Raw genomic sequence first — 20732 nt, 5'->3', positions numbered from 1 at the left:
CGTGCTCACCATGATCGATCGACCATCGGTGCCAGGGCGTGACAGATGTCGACCGAGACGTCAGCGAGATCGTCGTCGATCGCACGCTCGGCGTCGAGTTGTTCGAGGAGCACCCGAGCTCGATTGGCGGTCAGGGGAAACAGGTGACCACGAAGGCGTGCCGTCGAGTTCAATCTCTCGTACGTGGCAAGGACCGCATCGTCGATGCGCGCGCGAGTCAGATGCGGGTACCTCTCGGCGAGCATCGCGGCAATCGATGCCAATTCACCGGTCAACGGCAACGTCGATGGTGCCGAATCGATCAGGGTCATGAATGTCTCCGAACGGTCGTCTTGCAGTCGAGGGCGTCGAAAGCTCCGGCAACCACTCCGGCATTCCAGCCCGGGGCGGCACCGTTCACCGGTGGGTGGATCGAGGAGGCGTCGACTCCACTGCGCATCAGGACCCACGCCACAACGGAGTTGGAGTTCCACCTCTCGCCTGTCCGGCGCTCGTCACGGCCCCAGATCAATCCGGGCACCGACTCGGCCGCGGCGATGGCGCGTCGGCACGATGATGCATCGGCCGCAAGGCGGCGTGGGCTCTCCACCGCCTCACCGATGTCGGCGATGGTGCCGTTCTTCCAGCAGTGCACCTCGTAGCGACCGATTCCGTATCGCTGGGCGAACCGCATCCCGACCGGTCCTTCGACGACGACTCCGCGATCGACCGCGGGTTCGTTCCAGACCGGAGTCATCTCGACCACGTACCGGTTCGGCGGTAGATGAATCACGAGCGCAGAGTGATACAGGTCGTGGGCGGTGCGGTGGTCGATCAACGCACTGGCACCTTCGAGGATCCGGCCGTTCCATCGCACCGACCGTCCGCCTGCTCCGAGAGGTAGCCAGTACAGGTCGAGGCCGATCGTGCCGCTCGGGTGATTCGCTGCAGTCGATGGTGTGTGCACTGTGACCTCACGATCGTTGGCAGGAAGAGCTCTCCCTCGAGAGTGGCCGACGCGTCTCACGTCATGTAGGGCCTTTCGTCGGCAGGCCGGTTACCGAAGGCCCCTCTGTCGTCATTGCCGGCCTCGTAGCGTCGTCCGGACTGCCCGATGCCCAAGGCGGTACGAGCTGTATGGACAGAAGGATTTGTGATGGGAATCAACAGAATTCTCGCGCTCGTCGTCGGATGCGTGGCGGCATTCGTGTCCTTCGCGATGCTCGGTGTAGGACTACTGCTGTTCGTCGGTTACCTCGCGCAGGACGACGATGGGCGAATCAGCTTGCCGACTGCACCGTTGACGACGGCCTCGAGCGCGCTTGTGTCCGAGGATGTCTCCCTTGTCGATTCGATCGACCCACAGGTGTCGGACAGGGTTACGGTCTCGGTCCGAGTCACTTCGTCCGATCCCGCGCGTGAGGTGCTGATCGGGATCGCGCCCACTGCCGATGTCCGCGACTACCTGAGCGGTGTGGCGCACACCGTGGTGACCGATGTCGAGTTCTCTCCCTTTCGGGCTGGATACGACAACGTCGCCGGAAGCGACACCGCGGCTTCGCCGCTGGATCAGCGGTGGTGGTCGACCCGTGCAAGTGCAACGGGGACAACAGAACTGCAGTGGAAGCCGCAGGGCGGCTCGTGGACCTTGGTCGTCATGAACGCCGACGGTAGCGCGGGCATCGACGTGGACCTGAGCGCAGGTGTTCGGGTGCAGTCGCTCGGACCGGTGGCTGCATTCGTTCTCGCGGGCTCGGCAATCCTTCTGGTGTTCGGTGTTGTGTCCATCGTGTTCGGCGCTTCCGGGCTCGGGAGGAGATCCGACTCCGACCACGTCTCGGAACCACTCGCCGAACCCATCCCGGTGTCCGGCAGCATCGAACGGTCTCGATCTCCGGTCACGCTGACCGGTGAACGTCCCGAGTCACTGTCCCGTGGATTGTGGATCGTCAAATAGCTTCTGGCCGTTCCGCATTACGTCGTCCTGGTGTTCCTCGCGGCAGGGTTTGTCGTCACGACGTTCGTTGCCGGGGTGGCGATCCTGTTCACCGGACGGTATCCGCGCGGGCTGTTCCACTTCAACGTCGGGGTTCTCCGATGGATGTGGCGTGTGCAGTTCTATTCGTACTCGGCGCTGGGGACCGATCGATACCCACCGTTCACCCTGCACCACGCGAACTACCCCGCCGACCTGACGGTGGAGTACCCCGAAAAGCTTTCGCGCGGCAAGGTATTGATCAAGTGGTGGCTGCTGGCGATACCGCATTACCTGGTGCTTTCCCTGCTGGCCGGCGGTTGGTATGCCGGCTTCCGGTTGGCCGGAAGCGGGGACGCCGGGCCCACGGGCCAGCCGTATCTGTTCGGCTCGGTCCTCGGTGTGTTGGTCCTGATCGCCGCAGTATCGCTGCTGTTCACCGGTCGCTATCCGAGAGGCCTGTTCGACCTGGTGATCGGCATCAATCGCTGGGTGTTTCGTGTCGCGGCGTACGCGGCACTGATGACCGACGAGTACCCACCGTTCCGGCTCGACCTCGGCCCGGATGAGGATTCCGTTCAACGGAGGACCAGTACGTCGAACACGACGTAGCCGGCGACCACGAAGACCAGGTAGGCGAAGAGTCGCTGTAGACGGGCGGTATCGATGCGGGTGCCGAAGTGTCCGGCCAGTAGCGAACCGGCGATCGCCGTGCCCGCGAATGCGGCGGTGACGGCCCAGTCGATGCTCGTTCCGCTCAGATGCGAGAAGAGGCCTGCGGCGGAGTTGGCGACGATGATGACCAGCGAGGTGCCGACCGCGACCGACATCTCGATACCCAGCATCAGCACCAGAACCGGAATGATGAGGAAGCCTCCTCCCACGCCGAACAGTCCGGTCACGAAGCCCACGGCCAGCCCTGCCGGGATGGATCGCGGTGCGCATCGTCTCCAGTTGATCCCCGATCCCGATGTCCTACAAGCTGTTCCGGTGTCGCTCCGTTCGGCGAGCATGCGTGCGCCCGCAGCCACCATCACCGCTGCGAATCCGATCAGTAGCGCAGTGTCCGGAAGCAGGCGACCCACGGCGCTTCCGGCGAAGGTGGCGGGAATTCCGGTCGCTGCGAACACGCCGGCCAGACGCCATTCGACCTTCCGCGCTCGCAGCTTCGGTAGCGCCCCGACGGCCGAGGCAGCGCCGACGACGATCAGCGAGACGGCGACCGCCTCTGTGGGCGGCATTCCCAGCGCGAACACAAGCACCGGAACTGCCAGGATCGATCCGCCGCCACCGAGAAGTCCGAGCAGAATTCCGATCACTGCACCGAATCCCAGCGCCAGTGTCAACGTCATCGTGGATCCACCCCTATCGGCCGTTCTTCATTAGATACCCCAGGGGGTACTTGACATACCCTAGGGGGTATTGCAGACTGTGTCTACCACCTCGCAAAGCTCGCCCGAAGACTTCTCAGACGGAGGAACCCATGATCCTCGAGCAGTACTACCTCGAATGTCTCTCCCACGCTTCGTATCTGATCGGAGATCAGAGCACGGGGCGCGCGATCGTCGTCGATCCGCGTCGCGACATCGCCGAGTATCTCGACGACGCTGCGAAGTACGGACTCGCTATCGAAGGGGTAGTCAACACTCACTTCCATGCCGACTTCGTCTCGGGTCACCTCGAACTGGTCGACGCGACCGGTGCCTGGATCGGCTTCGGCGAGGCCGCCGAGACCGACTACCCGATCCGACGACTGCGCGACGGGGAGCGGCTGTCTCTCGGCGACGTCGAACTCGAAATCCTCTCGACGCCCGGCCACACCTGGGAGTCGATCTCGGTGCTCGTACGGGAGCGCCCCGGTGTCACACCCACCGCGGTCCTCACCGGTGATTCGCTCTTTATCGGGGATGTCGGGCGTCCTGACCTGGTCAATCTCGGGGACGGGTCCACCACCGACCTCGCCCGTGCAATGTATTCGACGATCCACGAAAAGCTGCTGACGCTGCCCGACGAGGTCACCGTCATGCCTGCTCACGGTGCCGGCTCGTCCTGTGGAAAAAACCTGTCCTCCGAGCTCACCTCCACCATCGGTGAGCAGCGCGCGAGCAACCCGTCGGTGCAACCGATGAGTGAGGACGCCTTCGTGGCACTCGTCACCGACGGCCAACCGGCAGCGCCGTCGTACTTCTCCGCCGATGCCGCCATGAACAAGCGGATCCACCCGCTCCTTCCGCAGGGCCGGACAGTTCCTGAGCTGACACCCGGAGCGGTGACGGCCGAACTCGCCGCCGGCACAAGGGTGCTCGACGCGAGAAGCGTGGACGATTTCGCGGCCGGTCATCTACGCGGATCGGTCAACGTGGGGTTCGACGGTCGCTTCGCCGAGACCGGCGGCATGGTCGCGGAGGTCGGCGGTCGCATCGTGCTCATCGCGTATCCAGGCGAAGAGCAGGAGGCGGCACTGCGCTTGGCCCGAATCGGATCCGACAACGTGACCGGGTACCTCGGAATCGGCCGTGACGGCGTGTTTCCAGCCGAGCTGGCGACCTTGGTCGAGACGGCGCCGCGCACCACGGTCGAGCAACTCGACGTGATGCTCGCCGCGGACGAGGTGACACTCATCGACATTCGCAACCCGGGTGAGCGCGAGTTCGGCACGATACCGGGAGCTATCCCGATCCCGCTGGCCCAGTTGCGAACTCGCCTCGATCAGGTGCCGACCGGCAAACCGATCGTGATGCACTGCGCCGGAGGATGGCGCTCGAGCGTGGCTGCGTCGCTGCTGCGCGCCGAGGGATTCGACGACGTCTCGGACCTGCTGGGCGGCTACAACGCGTGGGCCGACGCTCACGTTCCGGCCTGACTTTCGACCGACTTCTACCAGGAGGATTCTCATGTGTTACCCCGTCACCTGCAAGAAATGCGACAAGACCGGCTGGGGCGGTTGCGGCAAACATGTCGACTCCGTCATGCGGACGGTTGCCGCATCCGATCGTTGCACCTGCAGTGAGAATTCGACGCCACCCACGAAGGAGCGTCGGAGCATGCGGTCGTTGTTCGGTCGCTGAAACCAGCTTCAGCTGGTCGAGCGTCAAGTACTTTGTGCTCTAGTCCAATTGATCACCTGCCGGCCACACTGGAACGATGATATCGACAACGCGGGTGGCCACCGAACGCACTCGACGATGGCCGTGGCTCGGCGCAGTCTGCGGAGGTGTTTCGATCAACGCCTTCGGCGGAGCGATCGGATTGGCATCGGGTGCAATCGATCTGAGCCCCGATGTACAGGCCAGTCTGCCCATGTCCAGCACCGCGCTCGCTGCAGTCGTGCTGGTGTTGGTCGTCGGGATTCCGATGGGGCTTGCTGCGGTGTCTGCTTTCGCCGGCGGCGGAAGGTCCGGTCCGATGGCTCACATCGCCGGTGTGCTCCTGGTTGCGTGGATCGTCGTGCAGCCGGCGGTGACCGGTGAGACGAGTTGGCTGCAGGGCTCGTTCGGGGTACTGGGATTCGTCATTGCGGTCCGCGGATGGCGGATGACGGTGGCTGCGGGCAAGTCCGCGTACCTCATGTCGGAGGAGACATGAAAATACTCGTCTCCACCGCCGGCCGCCACGGAGCGACGGACTCGCTGGGTCGGGAATTGGCTCGAGTCTTCGAGCACAGCGGCGGCGATGTCGACCTCCGTGCGCCGGCATCCGTCGCTTGCGTCGACGACTACGACGCTCTGGTCATCGGGAGCGCTGTCTACTCCGATCGCTGGGTTCCGGCCGCGAAGGCACTGGTCGACAGGGTATCGAGGTCCGAACATCCACCTGTGTGGCTGTTCTCCTGTGGTCCGCTGCACTCGAGCGACCGGCCGGTCAACGTCACCTCCGACGCGGCACATGCAGCATCGGTTTTGCATGCGACTGCACACCGAACGTTTCCAGGAAAGCTGGATCCCGAACGACTTTCTGCGGGGGAACGTCAGATCTTCGAAAACTCCGGCGCAGTCGCAGGAGACTTCCGCGATTGGGTACTCGTGTGCAACTGGGCCCGAGAGATCCTTGCCTGTCTCACGGCTGGGACACCGGGCTCGTGATCTTCTGGGACGTGCGTGCACCGAGACGCTGAGCGGAGGGGCAGACGTGTTCGTGGATTTCTGCCGCGAGCTGCGCCACGGATTCCGTCAACACGGTGTTGGCCTCGATCATGTCTTGGAGTAGTGCGGTGTTCGAAAGTGTGTGTACGGCAACCTCACTGCTCACCGAGTCCGCGCGTTTCGCCGAGATCAGCAGAATTGCTCCTTGGAGTCCGGCGATCATGGACAGGAACAGGTTGAGCAGGATGAACGGGTACGGGTCGAATCCGTCGCTCTGGTTGTAGGCGGCCCACAGCGCCATGGTGCCCAGAAACAGGAACACGAACGGCCACGAGCCCATCCCGTTTCTGACGTAGTCCGCCGCTCGTTCACCGGTGGTCAGTGCGTCGCCGGTACGGACGCCCGGGTGCTTGCGCCACAGACTCATGGGCCGCAGGTATTCGGTTCGAGATGTGCAGCGGTCATGAGCATCAGTGTGTTCCGCAGGATCGGCCCGCGCCAGGGACGAAAGACCACGATGGGTGGGCCCTTGGCCCGCGAGCCGACAGCCCGGGATGTGTCCTCGTGTGGCGGTGACTTCCGGCCCTACATGCCGAACACCGCAGCGCCGACCATCGACAGTGTGCATTGCTCGATGGTCGAGAACGGCATTGGTTTCGATAGTTGGAGGAAATCCACGATGAAAGCTGCAGTCGTCACCGAGTTCGGCGGGCCCCTGGTCGTCAAGGACATCCCGATCCCGACACCCGCACCCGAGCAGGTGCTCGTGAAGATGGAGACATGCGGGGTGTGCCACACCGATATCCATGCAGCGCAGGGTGATTGGCCTGCGAAGCCAACGCTTCCGTTCGTTCCGGGGCACGAGGGCATCGGCGTGATCGAGGCAGTGGGATCGCAGGTCGATGCGAGTCGTATCGGCGAACGCGTTGCCATCGCGTGGCTCGGTTCGGCGTGCGGGGAATGCGATCACTGTGTCTCGGGTTGGGAGACGCTGTGCGAGACGCAACAGAACAGCGGCTATTCGATCGACGGTGCCTACGCCGAATACGCTGTGGCACATGCGAAGTATGTCGTCCGTGTTCCGGAAGGAATCTCCTCGTTCGACGCTGCCCCACTGACCTGTGCCGGCGTGACCACCTATAAGGCCGTCAAGGTCGGCGGCGTCACCCCGGCGCAACGCGTGGCCATCTTCGGCGTGGGCGGACTGGGGCACTTGGCCGTGCAGTACGCCAAGATCGCGGGCGGATTCGTCACTGCGGTCGACATCGAGGACGAGAAGCTCGAACTAGCTCGTGAACTCGGTGCCGATCACACCGTCAACTCGTCGAAAGTCGATCCCGTCGAGGAGATCAAGGCGCTCGGCGGAGCCGATGTGGCCATCGTGTTGGCCGTCATCCCGAGCGTGTTCGATCAGGCCTTCCGTTCGCTTCGCCGCGGCGGTCGACTGGTGTGCGTCTCGATGCCCGCGCATGGTGTGTTCCCGGTCCCGATCTTCGAGACGGTCGTCGGCGGAATCTCGGTACTCGGGTCGATCGTCGGTACCCGAAAGGATCTGCGTGAGGTGTTCGCGCTGCACGAGGCCGGGCGAACCACGGTATCTGCCGTGTCGCGCAAGTTGGACGAGGTGAACGAGTGCTTCGACGACCTCATGGGTGGCCGCGTCACCGCTCGCCAGGTCTTCGAGTTCTGATGTGGACATTCTCGGCACCTGTGCGCTGACGTCTATGTTCCCTCGATCGAACCATGTGCCTGTGGTGAGGCCGTAGGGTTCGTGGTGGGCAGGCGCGTACCCGAAAGGTATGCGTGCCCGCAACGAAGTGAGCAGTGATGGACTCCGAGGAGCACGAAGACGACCTCAGGTCGAGCCTCGCCGATCTCGGCACATTGGCGATGACCGATCTGTCGCTGTCCGACACTCTCTCGCACGTGGCGGAATTTGCGGTCAGGGCGATTCCCGGCGCGGATGGTGCCGGCTTGACGCTGCTGCATCCGGGGCGGCCCGACACGATTGTCGCGAGTGCAGATTTCGTTCGTGTCGTCGACGACATCCAATACACGCTGGGCGAGGGCCCCTGCATCACCGCGGCGGCACAGGGCATCACCGTTCTATCCGGTTCGCTCGAAACCGACCCGCGATGGCCGGAATTCGGTCCGAAGGTCGGCCGGTTGGGCGTGCACAGCGTGTTGTCCCTACCGCTCGTCACCGCAGGCGACGTGCTCGGTGCGATGAATGTCTACGCGCACAGGCCTGATGCGTTCGATGCTCGCGCTGCGGAGTTGGGCGAACTCTTCTCGGTACCGGCTGCTATCTCGGTACAGAACGCGCGCGCGTTGGCCGGTGCTGCCCGGCTCACCGAGCAACTGGAGAAGGCGCTGAACAGTCGCGCGGTGATCGACCAGGCCATCGGGGTGCTGATCAGTCGAACCGGGTGCACCGGCGCCGAGGGATACGACAAGCTCCGATCGCTGAGCCAGAGCGAGCACAGGAAGGTCGCCGTGGTCGCGGAGGCCATGGTGGGAGAAGCGATGAAGACCGCGCGAACCCGCCGGCGTACGTAGAGGCGTAGCGTTGAGCATGCGGGTGCGTCAGAGGCATCGAGTCCGACTTTTCCTCGCGCCTGCACTTCGACCCCAGCGCTACGCTGCGGGTGTACCGGAAGAATCGAATCGGCGGTCGGGCCGCACCTGGATTATCGATGAAACTTCAGCCTCGATTGATCGAAGATCTCGCGACGCTGACCGAATCACTGGATTGCTCGACCGTCGATCTCGCGCGTATGGCCGGGCACTTGGCGGCCGACATCGATGTGGCTGTCCCGTCAGTGGTTTCGATCAGCCTGACAGTGACCGTCGACGGTGAACGCTTCGAAGTCTCGGCATCGACGAGCTCTCCACACCAGGGAGCCGTTGCCTCCTCGCTCGAAGTCACCCTCGCCGGCCTTGCTGATTCCCGCACAGCCAAGCAGCTGCTCATTCTGTCCGGTACCTCCGGTGCGCTCGTCGACTTCGCAGCCGACGTCGGCTCCGCATTGGGGCTGGCCGAGGGCGCGGCTGTATTGGATCGACATCTGGTCCGCGGCGGTGGAACGGCCCTCCAGCCGGCCGACCCGCCTACTCTCGCCGATATCAGCGAGGTGAATCAAGCAATCGGAGTTCTCGTCGCGAGTGGCCGCACGGTTACCGAAGCGCGTTCCGAATTGGGCAGACTCGCCGAGCACTCGAACCGGTCGACCGTCGACGAGGCCGGACGCACCCTGCGGGACGCCCGCGGTTGGTTCCCGCCTCGGCTACCGTGAGTTTTTCGGGCCCGCCCATGTCGTCGAGAGACTCGATGCGATGGAATCGCCCCGGTGGTGCCCGGGCTGGAGATGATCCCTCGAATGAACCACGAGCACCGGGCAGTGGGCATGTTCGGCGCATTGCGAGCTGATAGAACCGAGGAGCAGTCCGACGAAGCCGCCGTGACCGCGACTTCCGACGACGAGAATCTCGGCGTTCTGGCTGGCGTCGCGCAGGACCTTCGCCGCCGAACCCTGTCTCGCAACCTGTTTCAGACCTGCCGGGAGGTCGGTTCCGAATGCAGCAGCCGTAGCCTCGGCGAGTACCTTCCCTGCGTTTTTCGCAGGCTCGACCTCGACGACATAACCGGTGTCCATGTACGGCTGGTACTGCCAGACATGGATTGCATCCACCGTGGTCGACAATGCAGTGGCCAATTGCTGCGCACGTTGCAGGGCGAGGATCGACGAGGGCGATCCGTCGACTCCCACCACGATGGGGCGGCCGGTCGAGTTCGTGTCCATCATGAACGCTCACTTGTCCTCGGTGTCGAATCCGGTCGAGATGCCTCGGGTGCATTGGGGGCCGAAAGTGTGAGCCGAGAGGAAATGACTACCGCCCATGCCAAAACCTCTGCTCGTGACCTGCTGTCACCATCGGAGACATTGATCAGCCGAACGACCGCACGCTCGAAGCGTGACAACCCGGCGCGGTCCAGTTTGCCTCCGAACACGCGATGCTCGATTGCCCAGTCGGCCTTCGTCTCCTTCGGTTGAGTTTTGGCCGGGGTACTGCCGTCCACCGGACCGCTCGAGAACAGCCACACCGGCATGCTCTCCAGTTCGGCCTGTTCCCTGGCAATCAGCGAACGTGCGTCTCGAAGCCATCGGCCCATGTAGACGCCGCTGCCGATGATCGCGGCGTCGTACTCGGCGATGCTGTCCACGTCGCGGGCATCACGCACGTCCACTGTCGTCGTGCTGTCGTCGGTGGACATTTCGCGCAGAATCGATGCGCCCAGCCACTGTCCGATCTCTCGGGTGGCACCGTGGCGGCTTGCTGTTGCGATCAGGATTCGCATGTCGACGTCCTGTCAGTGTTGGTTCGGGTTCGGTTGAATCGCGTTGCAAGACCGTCCATCCGGGTCAGGTACTGCACTCGATCCATGTCGCCGCGCGCATATCGCGCGGCGAACAGCTCTTCCAACGTGTTGGGTCCGGCACTGCCGAGCGAAGGAACGAGAATCATGCCGGGGTCCTTGTCGTGGAGGGAGACTGCTCGATGATCACTCTGCGCTGCGGGACCGCCGCCGAGTAGGGACTTACGACCCACAGGAACGGCCGAAGGTGATCGACATGTCGGGTCGACGGCATCGACTCCGAACGCCCTCCACTCGAATTCGTAGAAAAGGACCTTCGGCAGTGGTGCGGGGGCATCCGACCGTGTCTCGGGGTCAGTCGCAACACGCACGCTGGTGAGGTGCGCAGATTCGACAGTCTGCCGCACCCGGCTACGAGGAGACCTGTTGACCATGGACCTGATTCACATCACTCGCATAGATCTCGTCGCGGCAGTGGGTAGCTGACATGCGCATCGTCATTGCCGTCGGCGGAAATGCGTTGCTCGGTTGCGACGAGCGCTCCGACACCGCCGGACTACTCGCGCATGTTCGTTCGGCGGCAATTGCTCTCGCACCTATCGTTCGCGAACACGAGGTCGTCATCTGCTTCGGTAACGGACCTCAGGTGGGGCCCCTCGAGCGGGAGAGCAGCTCGCACGCGGCACTGGTGCGCCCTTACCCGCTGGATGCAGTCGGAGCTCAGAGTCAGGGCATGATCGGTTACTGGCTGTCGCAGGCATTGCGCAATGCGGGCATCGTGAAACCGATCGTCAACCTGACCACGCAGGTACTCGTGGATCCGGACGATGTTGCGTTCTCCGATCCGACCACGTTCGTCGGAGCCGTCTACCCGGAGTCCGACGCCCGCTCCGCAGTGGACGAGTACGGTTGGTCCATCGCTCCCGACGGCACCGGGTGGCGTCGAACAGTACCGTCGCCCAGCCCGATTCGCGTGATCGAGCAGGACTCGATCACGCGTTTGGTCCACGCCGGCTCTATCGTGATCTGCGGAGGCGGTGCCCCTGTCGTCGAGGCAGCGAGTGGTCAACTCGACGGGGTCGACGCGGTCATCGACAAGGACCTGACTGCAACGCTGATCGCCCTCGATTGCGCCGCCGATCGGCTGCTGATCCTCACCGATGTGCCCGCTGTCGTCGACCACTTCGGCACCGCGCAGGCGGAGCCGTTGGGCACCGTCTATGTCGACGAACTCGATCCCGCCGCGTTCGCGGCCGGGTCGATGAGCCCGAAAGTGCAGGCCTGCAGTACCTTCGCCTGGGCGAGTGGGCATTCGGCATCCGTCGGTGCGCTCGACGATGCGCAGAACGTGCTCGACGGGATTTCGGGCACAAGGATTATCGACCGTCGAGCCGACGATATCGCAGCTGGGCGGCGGGCCATATGAGCCACAAGGGAACACAGATGGCCGTCCTCGTCCAGACGGCAGATCGCCGCACTCTCGAAGTGCTCGATACCGGCCCTGCGGACGCATTTCCCCTGGTTTACCACCACGGCACGCCACAAGGTGCGGTGGCCTTCCCGACTCTCGAACGTGCCGCGGCGGCACAGGGATTGAGGGTCGTCTCCTATTCACGGCCGGGGTACGGAGCGTCGACGCCGCGCCAGGACGGTGCCACCACGGCTCAGGTTGCCGACGACGCCGCCGATACCGCAACAGTGTTGGACCACTTGGGTATCGGAGAATTTCTCACAATCGGCTGGTCGGGTGGCGGACCGCGCGCATTGGCCTGTGCGGCACTGCTGCCCGGGCGATGCCTGGCTGCATGCTGCGTCGGGATCGCTCCCGCCGCCGAGTACGACGGTGACATTCGCGACGGAATGGCCGAGGAGAACATCGACGAATACACGGCGGTCTTCGCCGGGGTCGAGGCATTGGAGTCGTTCCTCGACGTCAGAAAGGGCTTCTTCGGTGTCACCCCGGATCAAGTGGCGGCAGGATTGGGAGCATTGGCTCCGCCTGTCGACCGCGCCGCGCTGACGGAGGAGCTCACAGACTACCTCGCTGCATCGGTCAACGCGGCCGGCCGTCAAGGCATCGTAGGCTGGCGTGACGACGACCTGACTCACACGCGCCCATGGGGTTTCGACTTGCGTGCCATCACTACGCCGGTGTCGATCTGGCAGGGGAGCCTGGACACGATGGTGCCGTTCGCGCACGCGAGGTGGCTTGCGGCCAACGTCGCAGGAGCGCAGGCGCACCTGATCGACGGCGAGGGACACATTTCCCTGATGAGTCGGGTTTCCGCCATCCTGGACGACCTACGGAGTCTGGGTGCGGTGTTGCCTCGGGGCTAGATATGCAGGGCGCGCAAGTGAAACGACCACAGTGCTCGGTCGGCCGAGTCGGGGTCTGCGCCCAGCAACACGAAGGCCCTCCCATCGTCGACCATGGTCACCGTCAGCGGTGGTGACTGCGGATGCAGGAGCACGGAGTCGCCGACCGCGAGGGTCTGGAACCGAGGGTCGAGTCCCGTCGCCGAGGTGATGTTGCATCCGACCATGTTCTCCAGTCCGCGGTAGCTGTAGAAGCCTGCACGCTGTTGTCCGATCTGAATCAACCATGGCCACACCCGATCCGGCGTCGCATCGACATCGATCGCGTGGGTGTATGCCCACGCAGGGTGCGGCACGTTCTCGTCACCGGGCAGTGTTTCTTCGACCTCGGCTGGCGTCGCGCCCCACGTAGTGCGCCACCGGCGTAGGGGTATCGAAGCGAGGACATGGAATGCGATGAGTCCTGCACCACCGGCAGACTCAGCGAGCTCGTTCATTCCGGCGTCACGCATCGCGTCGGCGAAGGAGCCACGCGGCGAGTGCGAGCAGCAGCACCGTCCACAGTGCTGCAACCCCGAAACCCTGCCAGGGAGTGAGCAAGCCACTGGGAGCCTGTCGGGGTGAGGCGATGAGGCTGCCGGCCTGCGAGGGCAGGTACGCCGCGATGTGTCGGCCGACGGTGCCCGGGATGAGCTGGGTCAGCGGAGCGAGCACCAGGACGAACCCGATCACGCCCGTGATGGCTCCTGCCGTGTGCCGGACGATGGCACCGACGGCGACTGCCATGGCACCGAGCAGAGCAAGGTAAAGACCGGCACCGATCACCGCTCGCAGCACGCCGGGATCACTCAGCGTCACCGAGGCACGTGAATCCATGATGGCCGACCCGAGGAAGAACGTGGGAAATGCCGTGATCTCACCGATGACGAACACGACGGCCATGAACACGCCGGTCTTGGCGGCCAACATCGGTATTCGTGAGGGGACCGCCAGCAGGCTGGCCCTGATCGTGCCGCTCGCGTATTCGCTCGTGACCAGCAGGACTCCGAGGACACACACCGCCAGCTGGCCGAGCTGGAACCCTGCACCGAGGATCTGCCGCGCGGGGTCGGTGACGATCTGGAGCTGTGACGCCGGATCCACGTTGTCCCAGTAGGCGACCGTGAACCAGGTGAAGAATCCGGTGAAGCCCACCGTGACGATCACCAACGCGGTCAGCGACCAGATCGTCGAACGCAGCGAGATCAGCTTCGTCCACTCCGATGTCACCAGTCCGACAACGTCGGTGCGGTGGTGTTCGCGCTCGCGAGGTGCCGATGCGATGGGCTGTGCGGTGATGCTCATGTCGTCGCCTGTCCGAGAGAGTGGGTGACGAGGGGACGGTCGTGTTCGACGTCGTCGAGGTGGGTGAGGGTCATGAACGCTTCTTCCAGCGATGCCTCTTGCGGGGTCAGCTGATAGATCGCGATGTGCTGCTGGTGGGCGAGCTCCCCGACCTGGTGCGCAGACAGATCATGGACGGTGAGTTCGTCATGACCGAGGGCATCGCTGGAACCCCCGGCCGCAGCGATCAGAGCGGCGAGACTCGTCGCATCGGATGACGACACCAGCACGGTCGCTCGACTGCTGCGGGCAATCAGCTCAGCGGGAGTGCATTCTGCGATCAGTCGGCCGTGATCGATGACGATGAGATGGTCTGCAGTCTGAGCCATCTCACCCATCAGGTGGCTGGAGACGAAGACCGTTCGCCCCTCGCTCGCCAGGTTCTTCATGAGGTTGCGCATCCAGTAGATGCCGTCCGGATCCAACCCGTTGATCGGCTCGTCCAAGATCAGCACCGCCGGGTCGCCGAGCAGTGCTGCGGCAATCCCGAGTCGCTTCCTCATGCCGAGCGAGAAAGATCCGGTACGTTCGCCGCTGACGTCGAGCAGCCCGACAAGTTCCAGGACTTCGGTGATGCGAGACACTGGAATGCGCTGCGTCCGAGCCAGATACAGAAGATGGTTGTATGCCGATCTCCCCGGGTGGACGGCCTCGGAGTCCAGGAGAGTTCCCACGGTGAGCAGAGGTTTGCTCAACTGGGCATACTCGACGCCCCCGATCAGCGCGGTGCCGCCGCTGGGGCGGTCCAGACCGACGATCAACCTCATCGTGGTGGACTTACCCGATCCGTTCGGTCCGAGAAAGCCGGTGACGGTGCCGGGTTCGACGACGAACGTCAGATCGTCGATGACTAGTTTGTCGCCGTAGCTCTTGCTCAGTCCGCGTACTTCGATCGGATAAGGCATGTTCATGTCCTCGGGTGTCACGTGGTTCGCGCGGAATCAGGCCGTGGGCACGCGCTCGTCGATGCGGTGGACCTCGATGGTGCAGTCGTCGACCACTGCAGCGATCGCGGCCACGGCGACCAGAACGGGTGCGACGATCGCGACGGCAACCCCCGCAGTCACCGGTATCTCGACGATCGTGTGACCCTGGTCGTTCTTGACCACGATTCGCCGAATGTTGCCGTCGTGCAGCAACTTCTTGACCGATTCGGTCAACTTCGTGCCGCTGACCTGGAGTGTGTCGATCGTGGGGGCAGATGGGGTGAAGCCGGTGTTGCTCGAATCGTTCATGAACACAGCGTGCTGCGTGCGCCTCCGCCCGCGTAGAGCCTTTGGACCCACACTCGGCGGCAAAGGGGTAATACGCACTCCTTCACGAGCGTGCGGTCGTTCCGATCCGTGCTGCACTGGGCACGACGGTGACCGGACACGATGCGCGTGCCACCACCGATCGGCTGGTCGAACCGAGCATCATTCCGGCGAATCCGCCGCGACCGTGACTGCCGAGTACCAGCAGTTGAGCACCCTGCGCGTGGTCGAGCAGCGCGTGAGCCGGACGGTCTCTGACAGTGACGTGTCGTAGTGGCACTGTCGGGTGCCGCTGTGCGCAATCGTCCAGGGCACTGGCCAATACGTCATCGGCTTCGGGCCGATGGACCGCCCACTCGAGACCGGGAACCGACATCCCTATGGACAGATCGGAATCAGCCCATGCGTGCACAGCCGTGAGCGGTGCGCCCCGCACGTCGGCCTCTTCGAACGCCAGCTCCACCGCAGCCGTCGCGGCCGAGGTCCCGTCGACGCCGACCACAACCGCTTCGGACTGCGTGTAGCCACCCGTCGGCCACGCATGTACGACCGTGACCGGGCAGTGCGAGTGCGTACTCAATGCCACGCTGACCGAACCCAACGAGGTGCGCTGTGCGGCACCGAGTCCGCGCGTCCCGATGACGACCATCCGAGCCGTCTCGGACATCTCGAGCAGGATGGCAGCGGCGGGCCGGTCCGACAGCACTGCATCGACGGCGATGGCGGACACCGCCGACCCTGTGGGCCGGGCTATCGACATCGCCTCGTCCAGAATGCGATTCGTCTCGAACCTCAGATGCGCGGAAGTCTGTTCCGGTAGAGCATCGAGGCCGGTGAGAACCGTGGGGACGGCAGAGACGATCGTCAGATCGGAGCCGTGCAGTTCGGCATCGAGCACGGCCCACCGGACGGCGTCCATCGACGCTGCGGAGCCGTCGACTCCGACGACGGTGTGGAATATGCCCATCCGATGGTTCCCTTCGTGGTGGTGTCAGGCCTCCATCAGACGCTCGGGCCCGGCATGCCCGCGCCAGGACAACTACACCGACGTCAGGGACTTTCGTCTCCACTTTCGATGACCAAAGGTGAAGCTCCCGCGCCTGCCGGTCCGTAGTGTTGGGGGAGAAGCGCCCACCGAGGACGCGGGTGAGGGGCTGGACGTGGTCACAGTATTTTTGGTCGACGATCACGAGATCGTGCGTCGAGGTCTGATCGATCTCGTCGATTCCGATGCCGAGCTGTCCGTCATCGGTGAAGCCGGAAGTTGCGCACAGGCACTGGCACGGATCCCCGCCCTGAGGCCGGACGTCGCGGTTCTCGATGTGCGACTGCCGGACGGCAACGGCATCGAACTCTGCCGCGAACTGCTCGACCGACTTCCCGATCTCAAATGCATGATGCTGACCTCGTTCACCGAGGACCAAGCCATGCTCGACGCGATCCTCGCCGGTGCGAGCGGGTACGTCGTCAAGGACATCACCGGTATGGAGTTGACCCGTGCGATCAAGGATGTCGGTTCGGGGAGGTCGCTGTTGGACAATCGCGCAGCAGCAGCCCTGATGGACAAGCTGCGGGCGGGCACGGCCGCTCCCGGGCCGATCGACCACCTCACCGGGCAGGAACGCACCTTGCTCGATCTCCTGGGGGAGGGACTGACGAACCGACAGATCGCGTCGCGAATGTTCTTGGCAGAGAAGACCGTGAAGAACTACGTGTCGAGGTTGCTCGCCAAGCTCGGGATGGAACGTCGCACCCAGGCCGCGGTGTACGCGTCGAGATTGGCCGATACGCACCCCAGAACGGACACGCAACCGGGACTGTCGGATGGATGATCGGCACGGAGACAACGCGTCCGGGCTACCGCAACTCCGACTCGGAGAACTACTGGCAGAGGTGCAGGACCGCATCGGGCGCATCGCGGATGCACGCGTGCAGGCGGACGGCCTGCTCGACGCGATGTTCGTCATCACCTCCGGCCTCGACCTGGAAGTGACGTTGCGGTCGATCGTCGAGTCGGCGGTCAACCTCGTCGGCGCTCGATACGGGGCGCTCGGTGTTCGCGGCGACGGACACGATCTGAAGGCGTTCATCCATCACGGGATGGACGACGACGTGCGCGATGCCATCGGCCACCTCCCCACCGGCCGAGGTGTTCTGGGTCTGCTGATCGACCAACCGCACGTACTGCGACTCGACGACCTCTCGGCACACCCCGAGGCGGTGGGCTTCCCACCGAACCATCCGCCGATGAAATCGTTTCTCGGCGTGCCTATTCGGGTGCGTGACGAGGTGTTCGGAAATCTGTACCTGACCGAGAAGAAGAACGGAGCACAGTTCACCGAAGACGACGAGGTGGTCACGCGGGCGCTCGCATCGGCTGCCGGCATCGCGATCGAGAACGCGCATCTGTACGAGGAGTCACGGATCCGTCAATCGTGGATGGAAGCGATGCGGGACATCGGCACCGAGCTGCTGGCCGGGAGCGATATCGACGAAGTTCTCCACATGGTGTCGAGACGAGCCGTGCACCTTACCGGGGCCGACACTGCGTTCATCGCCGTTCCCGCCGACGCGGACCAGCATGCCGATGTCGTCTCCCGATTGAACATTTCGGTCGCCGAGGGGTACGACGCGGATACTCTCGTGGGTTCGCTCATCCCGATCGAGGGATCGAGTTCCGGTGCGGCATATCGCCTTCGGACCGCAACCCGCAAAGAGAAGCTGGACTATCGACCCAATGCGCACGTCGAGGACACGTTCGGCCCGGCCCTGATCTCACCGCTGCGCGTTGCCGACGGCGTACGCGGGGTTCTGGTGACATTGCGTCGCAAGGGAGCGCCGGCGTTCAACGACTCTCAACTCGATCTCATGTCCAGCTTCGCCGATCAAGCAGCGCTGGTCATGCAGATGGCCGACACCACAAGACGAATGCACGAACTCGACGTTCTCGCGGATCGTGACCGAATCGCGCGGGACCTCCACGATCACGTCATCCAACGGATCTTCGCAGCAGGGCTGTCGTTGCAGAGCACGGTGCAGAAGACGGACCTCGACGACATTCGTCTACGTCTTGCTCGCACCATCGACGATTTGCAGGACACCGTCCAGGACATCCGCACGACGATCTTCGACCTGCAGAGCGCCACACATTCGACCACTCGTCTCCGGCAGCGAGTCAACGGCGCAGTCCTCGAACTCACCGAGAGCGTCCCCATTCGTGCAGTGGTCCGCATGTTCGGACCCCTGTCGGTCATCGACAGCTCCCTGGCCGACCATGCCGTCGCCGTCATTCGAGAAGCAGTGAGCAACGTGGTGCATCACGCTCGGGCCGAGACCGTCAACGTCACGCTCGCGGTGGGGGACGATGTCCGCATCGAGGTGTCCGACGACGGAATCGGGTTGGACGAGAACATCACTCGCAGTGGGCTGGCAAATCTCGAGGCGCGGGCAGTCGACTGCGGCGGCTCGATGCTCCTGCGGGCCGCGACCGACACCGGCGGCACCGAGCTGATCTGGACGGTTCCGCTGCCCTGACGGCGGACGACCTTGGTCACTTGTTCCGATGACCTCCGACTGCTGCGTCCACGGCGGTTGCGCTCGTAGCGTTCTCGTAGTAGACGCGCACCATCGAGAGGCATCTGATGAACACTTCACTATCCACCGGACCGGTCGTGGTCGGTATCGACGGATCGGAGACCGCACTCGATGCGGTCCGGTTCGCCGTACAGGAGGCACGCGGGCGGGGCACGTCACTTCGTTTGATCCATGTGATCGACGGACACGCCGATCCCGAAACCGTCTACGGCGCTCCGGATGTCGACGGCGACTACGCCCGCGCGGCGTTGAGTCGCGCAGCGGATGCGGCCACAGCGATCGATCCGGCGGTTGCCGTGGAATCGGTCGTTCTGCAGGGTCGGCCCGAATCGGTGATGTCGACGGAAGCAGGATCCGCGTCGCTGCTCGTGCTGGGGACCACGACCGGCAGTGCAGTGGCCGCCTGGGTTCTGGGGTCGATGGTCGGTGCAGTGGTGGAAGCATCGCCCCATCCCGTGGCGATCGTCCGGCACTTCGACGCCGAACGGGGCGGCCCGATAGTCGCAGCGCTCGGTGATGTCGACGTGTCGGCCACCGACGTGGTTGTGGCTCAGGCATTCGACGAGGCGTCGATCCGAGAGACCAGCGTATTGGCCGTGCATGCACAGGCTGTGTCGTCCATCCTCGCGTCTGCTCTCAGTGGCCCGGTCGACGGGCTACACCCCGAATCGGCCATGGACGTTCGGCTCGAACCCTTCGGTGCGAACTACCCGGGCATTCGCGTGGCGTCGGTGTACGCCGAGGCGGACTCGGGATCGGAGCTGGTCGCCATCTCCGAGACCGCGCAACTGATGGTGATGGGTCACGAGCGAGACCGAGTGCCAGGACGAACGTTGACCGCCGTACTGCGGCATGCCCATTGCCCCGTCCTCGTCGTCCCGCACGCATGAGTACCTCGAGGCGGTCTCCGATCGTCGTCGGTGTCGACGGCTCCGGCTCGTCGCTCGACGCAGTCGGCTGGGCCGCGCGTGCGGCGGAGCTGCGCGGCGTACCCCTGAAGCTGGTGTCCGCGTATCAAGTCAAGGCCCTGTACACCAGCTTCGTCGCACTTCCGTCCCACATCGGCTCGGAAGAGCATGCGGCCGCAGAGTCCATTCTGGCCTCGGCAGCGCTGGTTGCCCGCCGATCTGTCGAAGACCCGGATGCATTGCCGATCATCGTCGAACCGATTGTGGGGCCGACGATTCAGGCCATGCTGGAGCAGTCCTCCAGTGCCTCGATGATGGTGGTGGGCTCGCGCGGTAACGGCGAATACTTCGCCGAACTGCTCGGCTCGGTCAGCACAGCAGTGGCCGTGCAAGCGCACTGCCCGGTGGCCATTGTGCCGGGAAGCGTGGAGGTGCATTCTTCGCGAGGCCCGGTCGTCCTCGGAGTCGACGTGTCGGCGCACAACCAGAATGCCGTTCGGTTGGCATTCGAAGAAGCCTCACTGCGGGGAACAGGATTGGTTGCAGTCCACGTGTCGACGGACGAACTCGTCTCGTCGCCCGACGCTTCCGTGACCGACAGATCCGACGCGATCGTATCGAACGGCCGAACCATCCTGGCAGAGAGCATGTCCGGCTGGAGCGAGCAATACCCGGATGTGGAGGTACAGCAAACAGTGTTGCGCGGCAACGTGGTCGAGAAGATTCTGGAGGCGGCATCGCGCGCGCAGGCCGTCGTCGTCGGTTCGAGCGGCCGCAACGGTTTCAGCGACCGACTTCTCGGATCCACCGTCCGTTCGCTGGCCCACCGCGTCGACTGCCCGCTGATCATCGCCCGCGGGTAGC

General features: G+C 64.1%; 26 protein-coding genes. 14 read left to right on the top strand and 12 right to left on the bottom strand.

Annotation, left to right across the window (positions count from 1 at the left end):
* Positions 1–5 precede the first annotated feature (5 nt).
* Together MTX34_RS07985 and MTX34_RS07980 are read right to left on the bottom strand one after the other, a co-directional pair.
* Positions 6–311 (bottom strand): three-helix bundle dimerization domain-containing protein, encoded by a 306-nt coding sequence (locus MTX34_RS07985; RefSeq protein ID WP_243596786.1) that lies wholly within the window; start codon positions 309–311, stop codon positions 6–8.
* Positions 308–946: a hypothetical protein gene (locus tag MTX34_RS07980; RefSeq protein ID WP_243596785.1), complete on the bottom strand. Its 639-nt coding sequence runs from the start codon at positions 944–946 to the stop codon at positions 308–310. Before MTX34_RS07980 ends, MTX34_RS07985 begins: the two co-directional genes overlap by 4 nt.
* A 189-nt stretch (positions 947–1135) precedes the next feature.
* On the opposite strand from MTX34_RS07980, the gene MTX34_RS07975 reads away from it, so the two are divergent.
* Together MTX34_RS07975 and MTX34_RS07970 are read left to right on the top strand one after the other, a co-directional pair.
* The gene (locus MTX34_RS07975; RefSeq protein WP_243596784.1) at positions 1136–1936 is read left to right on the top strand and encodes a hypothetical protein; all 801 of its coding nucleotides are present in this window, start codon (positions 1136–1138) and stop codon (positions 1934–1936) included.
* A 3-nt stretch (positions 1937–1939) separates the two neighbouring features.
* A complete protein-coding gene (locus MTX34_RS07970; protein ID WP_279393045.1) occupies positions 1940–2566 on the top strand; it encodes a DUF4389 domain-containing protein in 627 nt (208 codons plus the stop codon).
* On the opposite strand, the gene MTX34_RS07965 is transcribed toward MTX34_RS07970, so the two are convergent.
* Complete coding sequence (locus MTX34_RS07965) at positions 2533–3306, bottom strand: sulfite exporter TauE/SafE family protein (RefSeq protein ID WP_243596782.1); 774 nt, start codon at positions 3304–3306, stop codon at positions 2533–2535. The two genes, MTX34_RS07970 and MTX34_RS07965, sit on opposite strands and share 34 nt — an antisense overlap.
* Before the next feature lie 131 nt (positions 3307–3437).
* Here MTX34_RS07965 and MTX34_RS07960 point away from each other — a divergent pair, with 131 nt between their 5' ends.
* The 3 genes from MTX34_RS07960 to MTX34_RS07950 all read left to right on the top strand — a co-directional run bounded on the left by MTX34_RS07960 (position 3438) and on the right by MTX34_RS07950 (position 6036).
* Entirely contained in the window at positions 3438–4817 is a 1380-nt protein-coding gene (locus MTX34_RS07960) for a rhodanese-like domain-containing protein (protein WP_243596781.1), read from the top strand.
* Between the two features lie 281 nt (positions 4818–5098).
* Positions 5099–5539: a hypothetical protein gene (locus MTX34_RS07955; protein ID WP_243596780.1), complete on the top strand. Its 441-nt coding sequence runs from the start codon at positions 5099–5101 to the stop codon at positions 5537–5539.
* The gene (locus MTX34_RS07950; RefSeq protein WP_243596779.1) at positions 5536–6036 is read left to right on the top strand and encodes a flavodoxin domain-containing protein; all 501 of its coding nucleotides are present in this window, start codon (positions 5536–5538) and stop codon (positions 6034–6036) included. Before MTX34_RS07955 ends, MTX34_RS07950 begins: the two co-directional genes overlap by 4 nt.
* Here the strand turns inward: MTX34_RS07950 and MTX34_RS07945 are convergent.
* The gene (locus MTX34_RS07945) at positions 6011–6463 is read right to left on the bottom strand and encodes a DUF1003 domain-containing protein (protein WP_243596778.1); all 453 of its coding nucleotides are present in this window, start codon (positions 6461–6463) and stop codon (positions 6011–6013) included. The genes MTX34_RS07950 and MTX34_RS07945 overlap by 26 nt on opposite strands.
* Positions 6464–6499: 36 nt before the next feature.
* Here MTX34_RS07945 and adhP point away from each other — a divergent pair, with 36 nt between their 5' ends.
* The 3 genes from adhP to MTX34_RS07930 all read left to right on the top strand — a co-directional run bounded on the left by adhP (position 6500) and on the right by MTX34_RS07930 (position 9332).
* Positions 6500–7726, top strand: a complete 1227-nt coding sequence (gene adhP / locus MTX34_RS07940) for an alcohol dehydrogenase AdhP (protein ID WP_243596777.1) — start codon at positions 6500–6502, stop codon at positions 7724–7726.
* Positions 7727–7863: 137 nt separating this feature from the next.
* Positions 7864–8595, top strand: coding sequence for a GAF and ANTAR domain-containing protein (locus tag MTX34_RS07935; RefSeq protein WP_243596820.1), 732 nt, complete (start codon positions 7864–7866; stop codon positions 8593–8595).
* A 137-nt stretch (positions 8596–8732) separates the two neighbouring features.
* Entirely contained in the window at positions 8733–9332 is a 600-nt protein-coding gene (locus MTX34_RS07930; RefSeq protein WP_243596776.1) for a hypothetical protein, read from the top strand.
* Here MTX34_RS07930 and MTX34_RS07925 read toward each other — a convergent pair.
* The 3 genes from MTX34_RS07925 to MTX34_RS07915 are packed head-to-tail and all read right to left on the bottom strand — an operon-like array spanning position 9324 to position 10563.
* Complete coding sequence (locus MTX34_RS07925; RefSeq protein WP_243609011.1) at positions 9324–9842, bottom strand: universal stress protein; 519 nt, start codon at positions 9840–9842, stop codon at positions 9324–9326. The two genes, MTX34_RS07930 and MTX34_RS07925, sit on opposite strands and share 9 nt — an antisense overlap.
* Positions 9839–10396, bottom strand: coding sequence for a flavodoxin domain-containing protein (locus tag MTX34_RS07920; RefSeq protein WP_243596774.1), 558 nt, complete (start codon positions 10394–10396; stop codon positions 9839–9841). The genes MTX34_RS07925 and MTX34_RS07920 overlap by 4 nt, the downstream gene beginning before the upstream one ends.
* Positions 10384–10563 carry a hypothetical protein gene (locus MTX34_RS07915; protein ID WP_243596773.1) on the bottom strand — a complete coding sequence of 60 codons (180 nt, stop codon included), beginning with the start codon at positions 10561–10563 and terminating at the stop codon, positions 10384–10386. Before MTX34_RS07915 ends, MTX34_RS07920 begins: the two co-directional genes overlap by 13 nt.
* A gap of 338 nt (positions 10564–10901) precedes the next feature.
* Here MTX34_RS07915 and MTX34_RS07910 point away from each other — a divergent pair, with 338 nt between their 5' ends.
* Positions 10902–11840, top strand: a complete 939-nt coding sequence (locus tag MTX34_RS07910; RefSeq protein WP_243596772.1) for a carbamate kinase — start codon at positions 10902–10904, stop codon at positions 11838–11840.
* Positions 11841–11857: 17 nt separating this feature from the next.
* Positions 11858–12751: an alpha/beta fold hydrolase gene (locus MTX34_RS07905; RefSeq protein ID WP_243609010.1), complete on the top strand. Its 894-nt coding sequence runs from the start codon at positions 11858–11860 to the stop codon at positions 12749–12751.
* Here the strand turns inward: MTX34_RS07905 and MTX34_RS07900 are convergent.
* The 5 genes from MTX34_RS07900 to MTX34_RS07880 form a co-directional block, all read right to left on the bottom strand.
* Positions 12748–13227 (bottom strand): hypothetical protein, encoded by a 480-nt coding sequence (locus MTX34_RS07900; RefSeq protein WP_243596770.1) that lies wholly within the window; start codon positions 13225–13227, stop codon positions 12748–12750. The genes MTX34_RS07905 and MTX34_RS07900 overlap by 4 nt on opposite strands.
* Before the next feature lie 7 nt (positions 13228–13234).
* Entirely contained in the window at positions 13235–14074 is an 840-nt protein-coding gene (locus tag MTX34_RS07895; protein WP_243596769.1) for an ABC transporter permease subunit, read from the bottom strand.
* Entirely contained in the window at positions 14071–15018 is a 948-nt protein-coding gene (locus MTX34_RS07890) for an ABC transporter ATP-binding protein (protein ID WP_243596768.1), read from the bottom strand. The genes MTX34_RS07895 and MTX34_RS07890 overlap by 4 nt, the downstream gene beginning before the upstream one ends.
* A 36-nt stretch (positions 15019–15054) precedes the next feature.
* Complete coding sequence (locus MTX34_RS07885) at positions 15055–15348, bottom strand: DUF4342 domain-containing protein (protein ID WP_243596767.1); 294 nt, start codon at positions 15346–15348, stop codon at positions 15055–15057.
* Between the two features lie 82 nt (positions 15349–15430).
* Entirely contained in the window at positions 15431–16333 is a 903-nt protein-coding gene (locus MTX34_RS07880) for a universal stress protein (protein WP_243596766.1), read from the bottom strand.
* A gap of 193 nt (positions 16334–16526) precedes the next feature.
* Between MTX34_RS07880 and MTX34_RS07875 the strand changes: the two genes are divergently transcribed.
* The 4 genes from MTX34_RS07875 (at position 16527) to MTX34_RS07860 (ending at position 20731) form a co-directional block, all read left to right on the top strand.
* Entirely contained in the window at positions 16527–17198 is a 672-nt protein-coding gene (locus MTX34_RS07875; RefSeq protein ID WP_243596765.1) for a response regulator transcription factor, read from the top strand.
* On the top strand, positions 17191–18900 hold the full coding sequence (locus tag MTX34_RS07870; protein WP_243609009.1) for a GAF domain-containing protein: 1710 nt from the start codon (positions 17191–17193) through the stop codon (positions 18898–18900). The genes MTX34_RS07875 and MTX34_RS07870 overlap by 8 nt, the downstream gene beginning before the upstream one ends.
* A 107-nt stretch (positions 18901–19007) precedes the next feature.
* The gene (locus MTX34_RS07865; protein ID WP_243609008.1) at positions 19008–19850 is read left to right on the top strand and encodes a universal stress protein; all 843 of its coding nucleotides are present in this window, start codon (positions 19008–19010) and stop codon (positions 19848–19850) included.
* Positions 19847–20731, top strand: coding sequence for a universal stress protein (locus MTX34_RS07860; RefSeq protein ID WP_243596762.1), 885 nt, complete (start codon positions 19847–19849; stop codon positions 20729–20731). The genes MTX34_RS07865 and MTX34_RS07860 overlap by 4 nt, the downstream gene beginning before the upstream one ends.
* The last annotated feature ends 1 nt before the right edge of the window (position 20732 follow it).

Source organism: Rhodococcus sp. ARC_M5, from assembly GCF_022810405.1.
Taxonomy (GTDB): Bacteria; Actinomycetota; Actinomycetes; order Mycobacteriales; family Mycobacteriaceae; genus Rhodococcoides; species Rhodococcoides navarretei.
This window is presented reverse-complemented; position numbering and strand designations above follow the sequence as displayed.

Coding starts and splice junctions, on each gene's coding strand:
- MTX34_RS07870 (WP_243609009.1), top strand. CDS start 17,191: ATGGATGATCGGCACGGAGACAACGCGTCCGGGCTACCGCAACTCCGA.
- MTX34_RS07905 (WP_243609010.1), top strand. CDS start 11,858: ATGGCCGTCCTCGTCCAGACGGCAGATCGCCGCACTCTCGAAGTGCTC.
- MTX34_RS07920 (WP_243596774.1), bottom strand. CDS start 10,396: ATGCGAATCCTGATCGCAACAGCAAGCCGCCACGGTGCCACCCGAGAG.
- MTX34_RS07955 (WP_243596780.1), top strand. CDS start 5,099: ATGATATCGACAACGCGGGTGGCCACCGAACGCACTCGACGATGGCCG.
- MTX34_RS07910 (WP_243596772.1), top strand. CDS start 10,902: ATGCGCATCGTCATTGCCGTCGGCGGAAATGCGTTGCTCGGTTGCGAC.
- MTX34_RS07885 (WP_243596767.1), bottom strand. CDS start 15,348: ATGAACGATTCGAGCAACACCGGCTTCACCCCATCTGCCCCCACGATC.
- MTX34_RS07895 (WP_243596769.1), bottom strand. CDS start 14,074: ATGAGCATCACCGCACAGCCCATCGCATCGGCACCTCGCGAGCGCGAA.
- adhP (WP_243596777.1), top strand. CDS start 6,500: ATGAGCATCAGTGTGTTCCGCAGGATCGGCCCGCGCCAGGGACGAAAG.
- MTX34_RS07925 (WP_243609011.1), bottom strand. CDS start 9,842: ATGATGGACACGAACTCGACCGGCCGCCCCATCGTGGTGGGAGTCGAC.
- MTX34_RS07960 (WP_243596781.1), top strand. CDS start 3,438: ATGATCCTCGAGCAGTACTACCTCGAATGTCTCTCCCACGCTTCGTAT.
- MTX34_RS07880 (WP_243596766.1), bottom strand. CDS start 16,333: ATGGGCATATTCCACACCGTCGTCGGAGTCGACGGCTCCGCAGCGTCG.
- MTX34_RS07865 (WP_243609008.1), top strand. CDS start 19,008: ATGAACACTTCACTATCCACCGGACCGGTCGTGGTCGGTATCGACGGA.
- MTX34_RS07965 (WP_243596782.1), bottom strand. CDS start 3,306: ATGACGTTGACACTGGCGCTGGGATTCGGTGCAGTGATCGGAATTCTG.
- MTX34_RS07945 (WP_243596778.1), bottom strand. CDS start 6,463: ATGAGTCTGTGGCGCAAGCACCCGGGCGTCCGTACCGGCGACGCACTG.
- MTX34_RS07935 (WP_243596820.1), top strand. CDS start 7,864: ATGGACTCCGAGGAGCACGAAGACGACCTCAGGTCGAGCCTCGCCGAT.
- MTX34_RS07985 (WP_243596786.1), bottom strand. CDS start 311: ATGACCCTGATCGATTCGGCACCATCGACGTTGCCGTTGACCGGTGAA.
- MTX34_RS07900 (WP_243596770.1), bottom strand. CDS start 13,227: ATGAACGAGCTCGCTGAGTCTGCCGGTGGTGCAGGACTCATCGCATTC.
- MTX34_RS07930 (WP_243596776.1), top strand. CDS start 8,733: ATGAAACTTCAGCCTCGATTGATCGAAGATCTCGCGACGCTGACCGAA.
- MTX34_RS07860 (WP_243596762.1), top strand. CDS start 19,847: ATGAGTACCTCGAGGCGGTCTCCGATCGTCGTCGGTGTCGACGGCTCC.
- MTX34_RS07950 (WP_243596779.1), top strand. CDS start 5,536: ATGAAAATACTCGTCTCCACCGCCGGCCGCCACGGAGCGACGGACTCG.
- MTX34_RS07915 (WP_243596773.1), bottom strand. CDS start 10,563: ATGATTCTCGTTCCTTCGCTCGGCAGTGCCGGACCCAACACGTTGGAA.
- MTX34_RS07975 (WP_243596784.1), top strand. CDS start 1,136: ATGGGAATCAACAGAATTCTCGCGCTCGTCGTCGGATGCGTGGCGGCA.
- MTX34_RS07890 (WP_243596768.1), bottom strand. CDS start 15,018: ATGCCTTATCCGATCGAAGTACGCGGACTGAGCAAGAGCTACGGCGAC.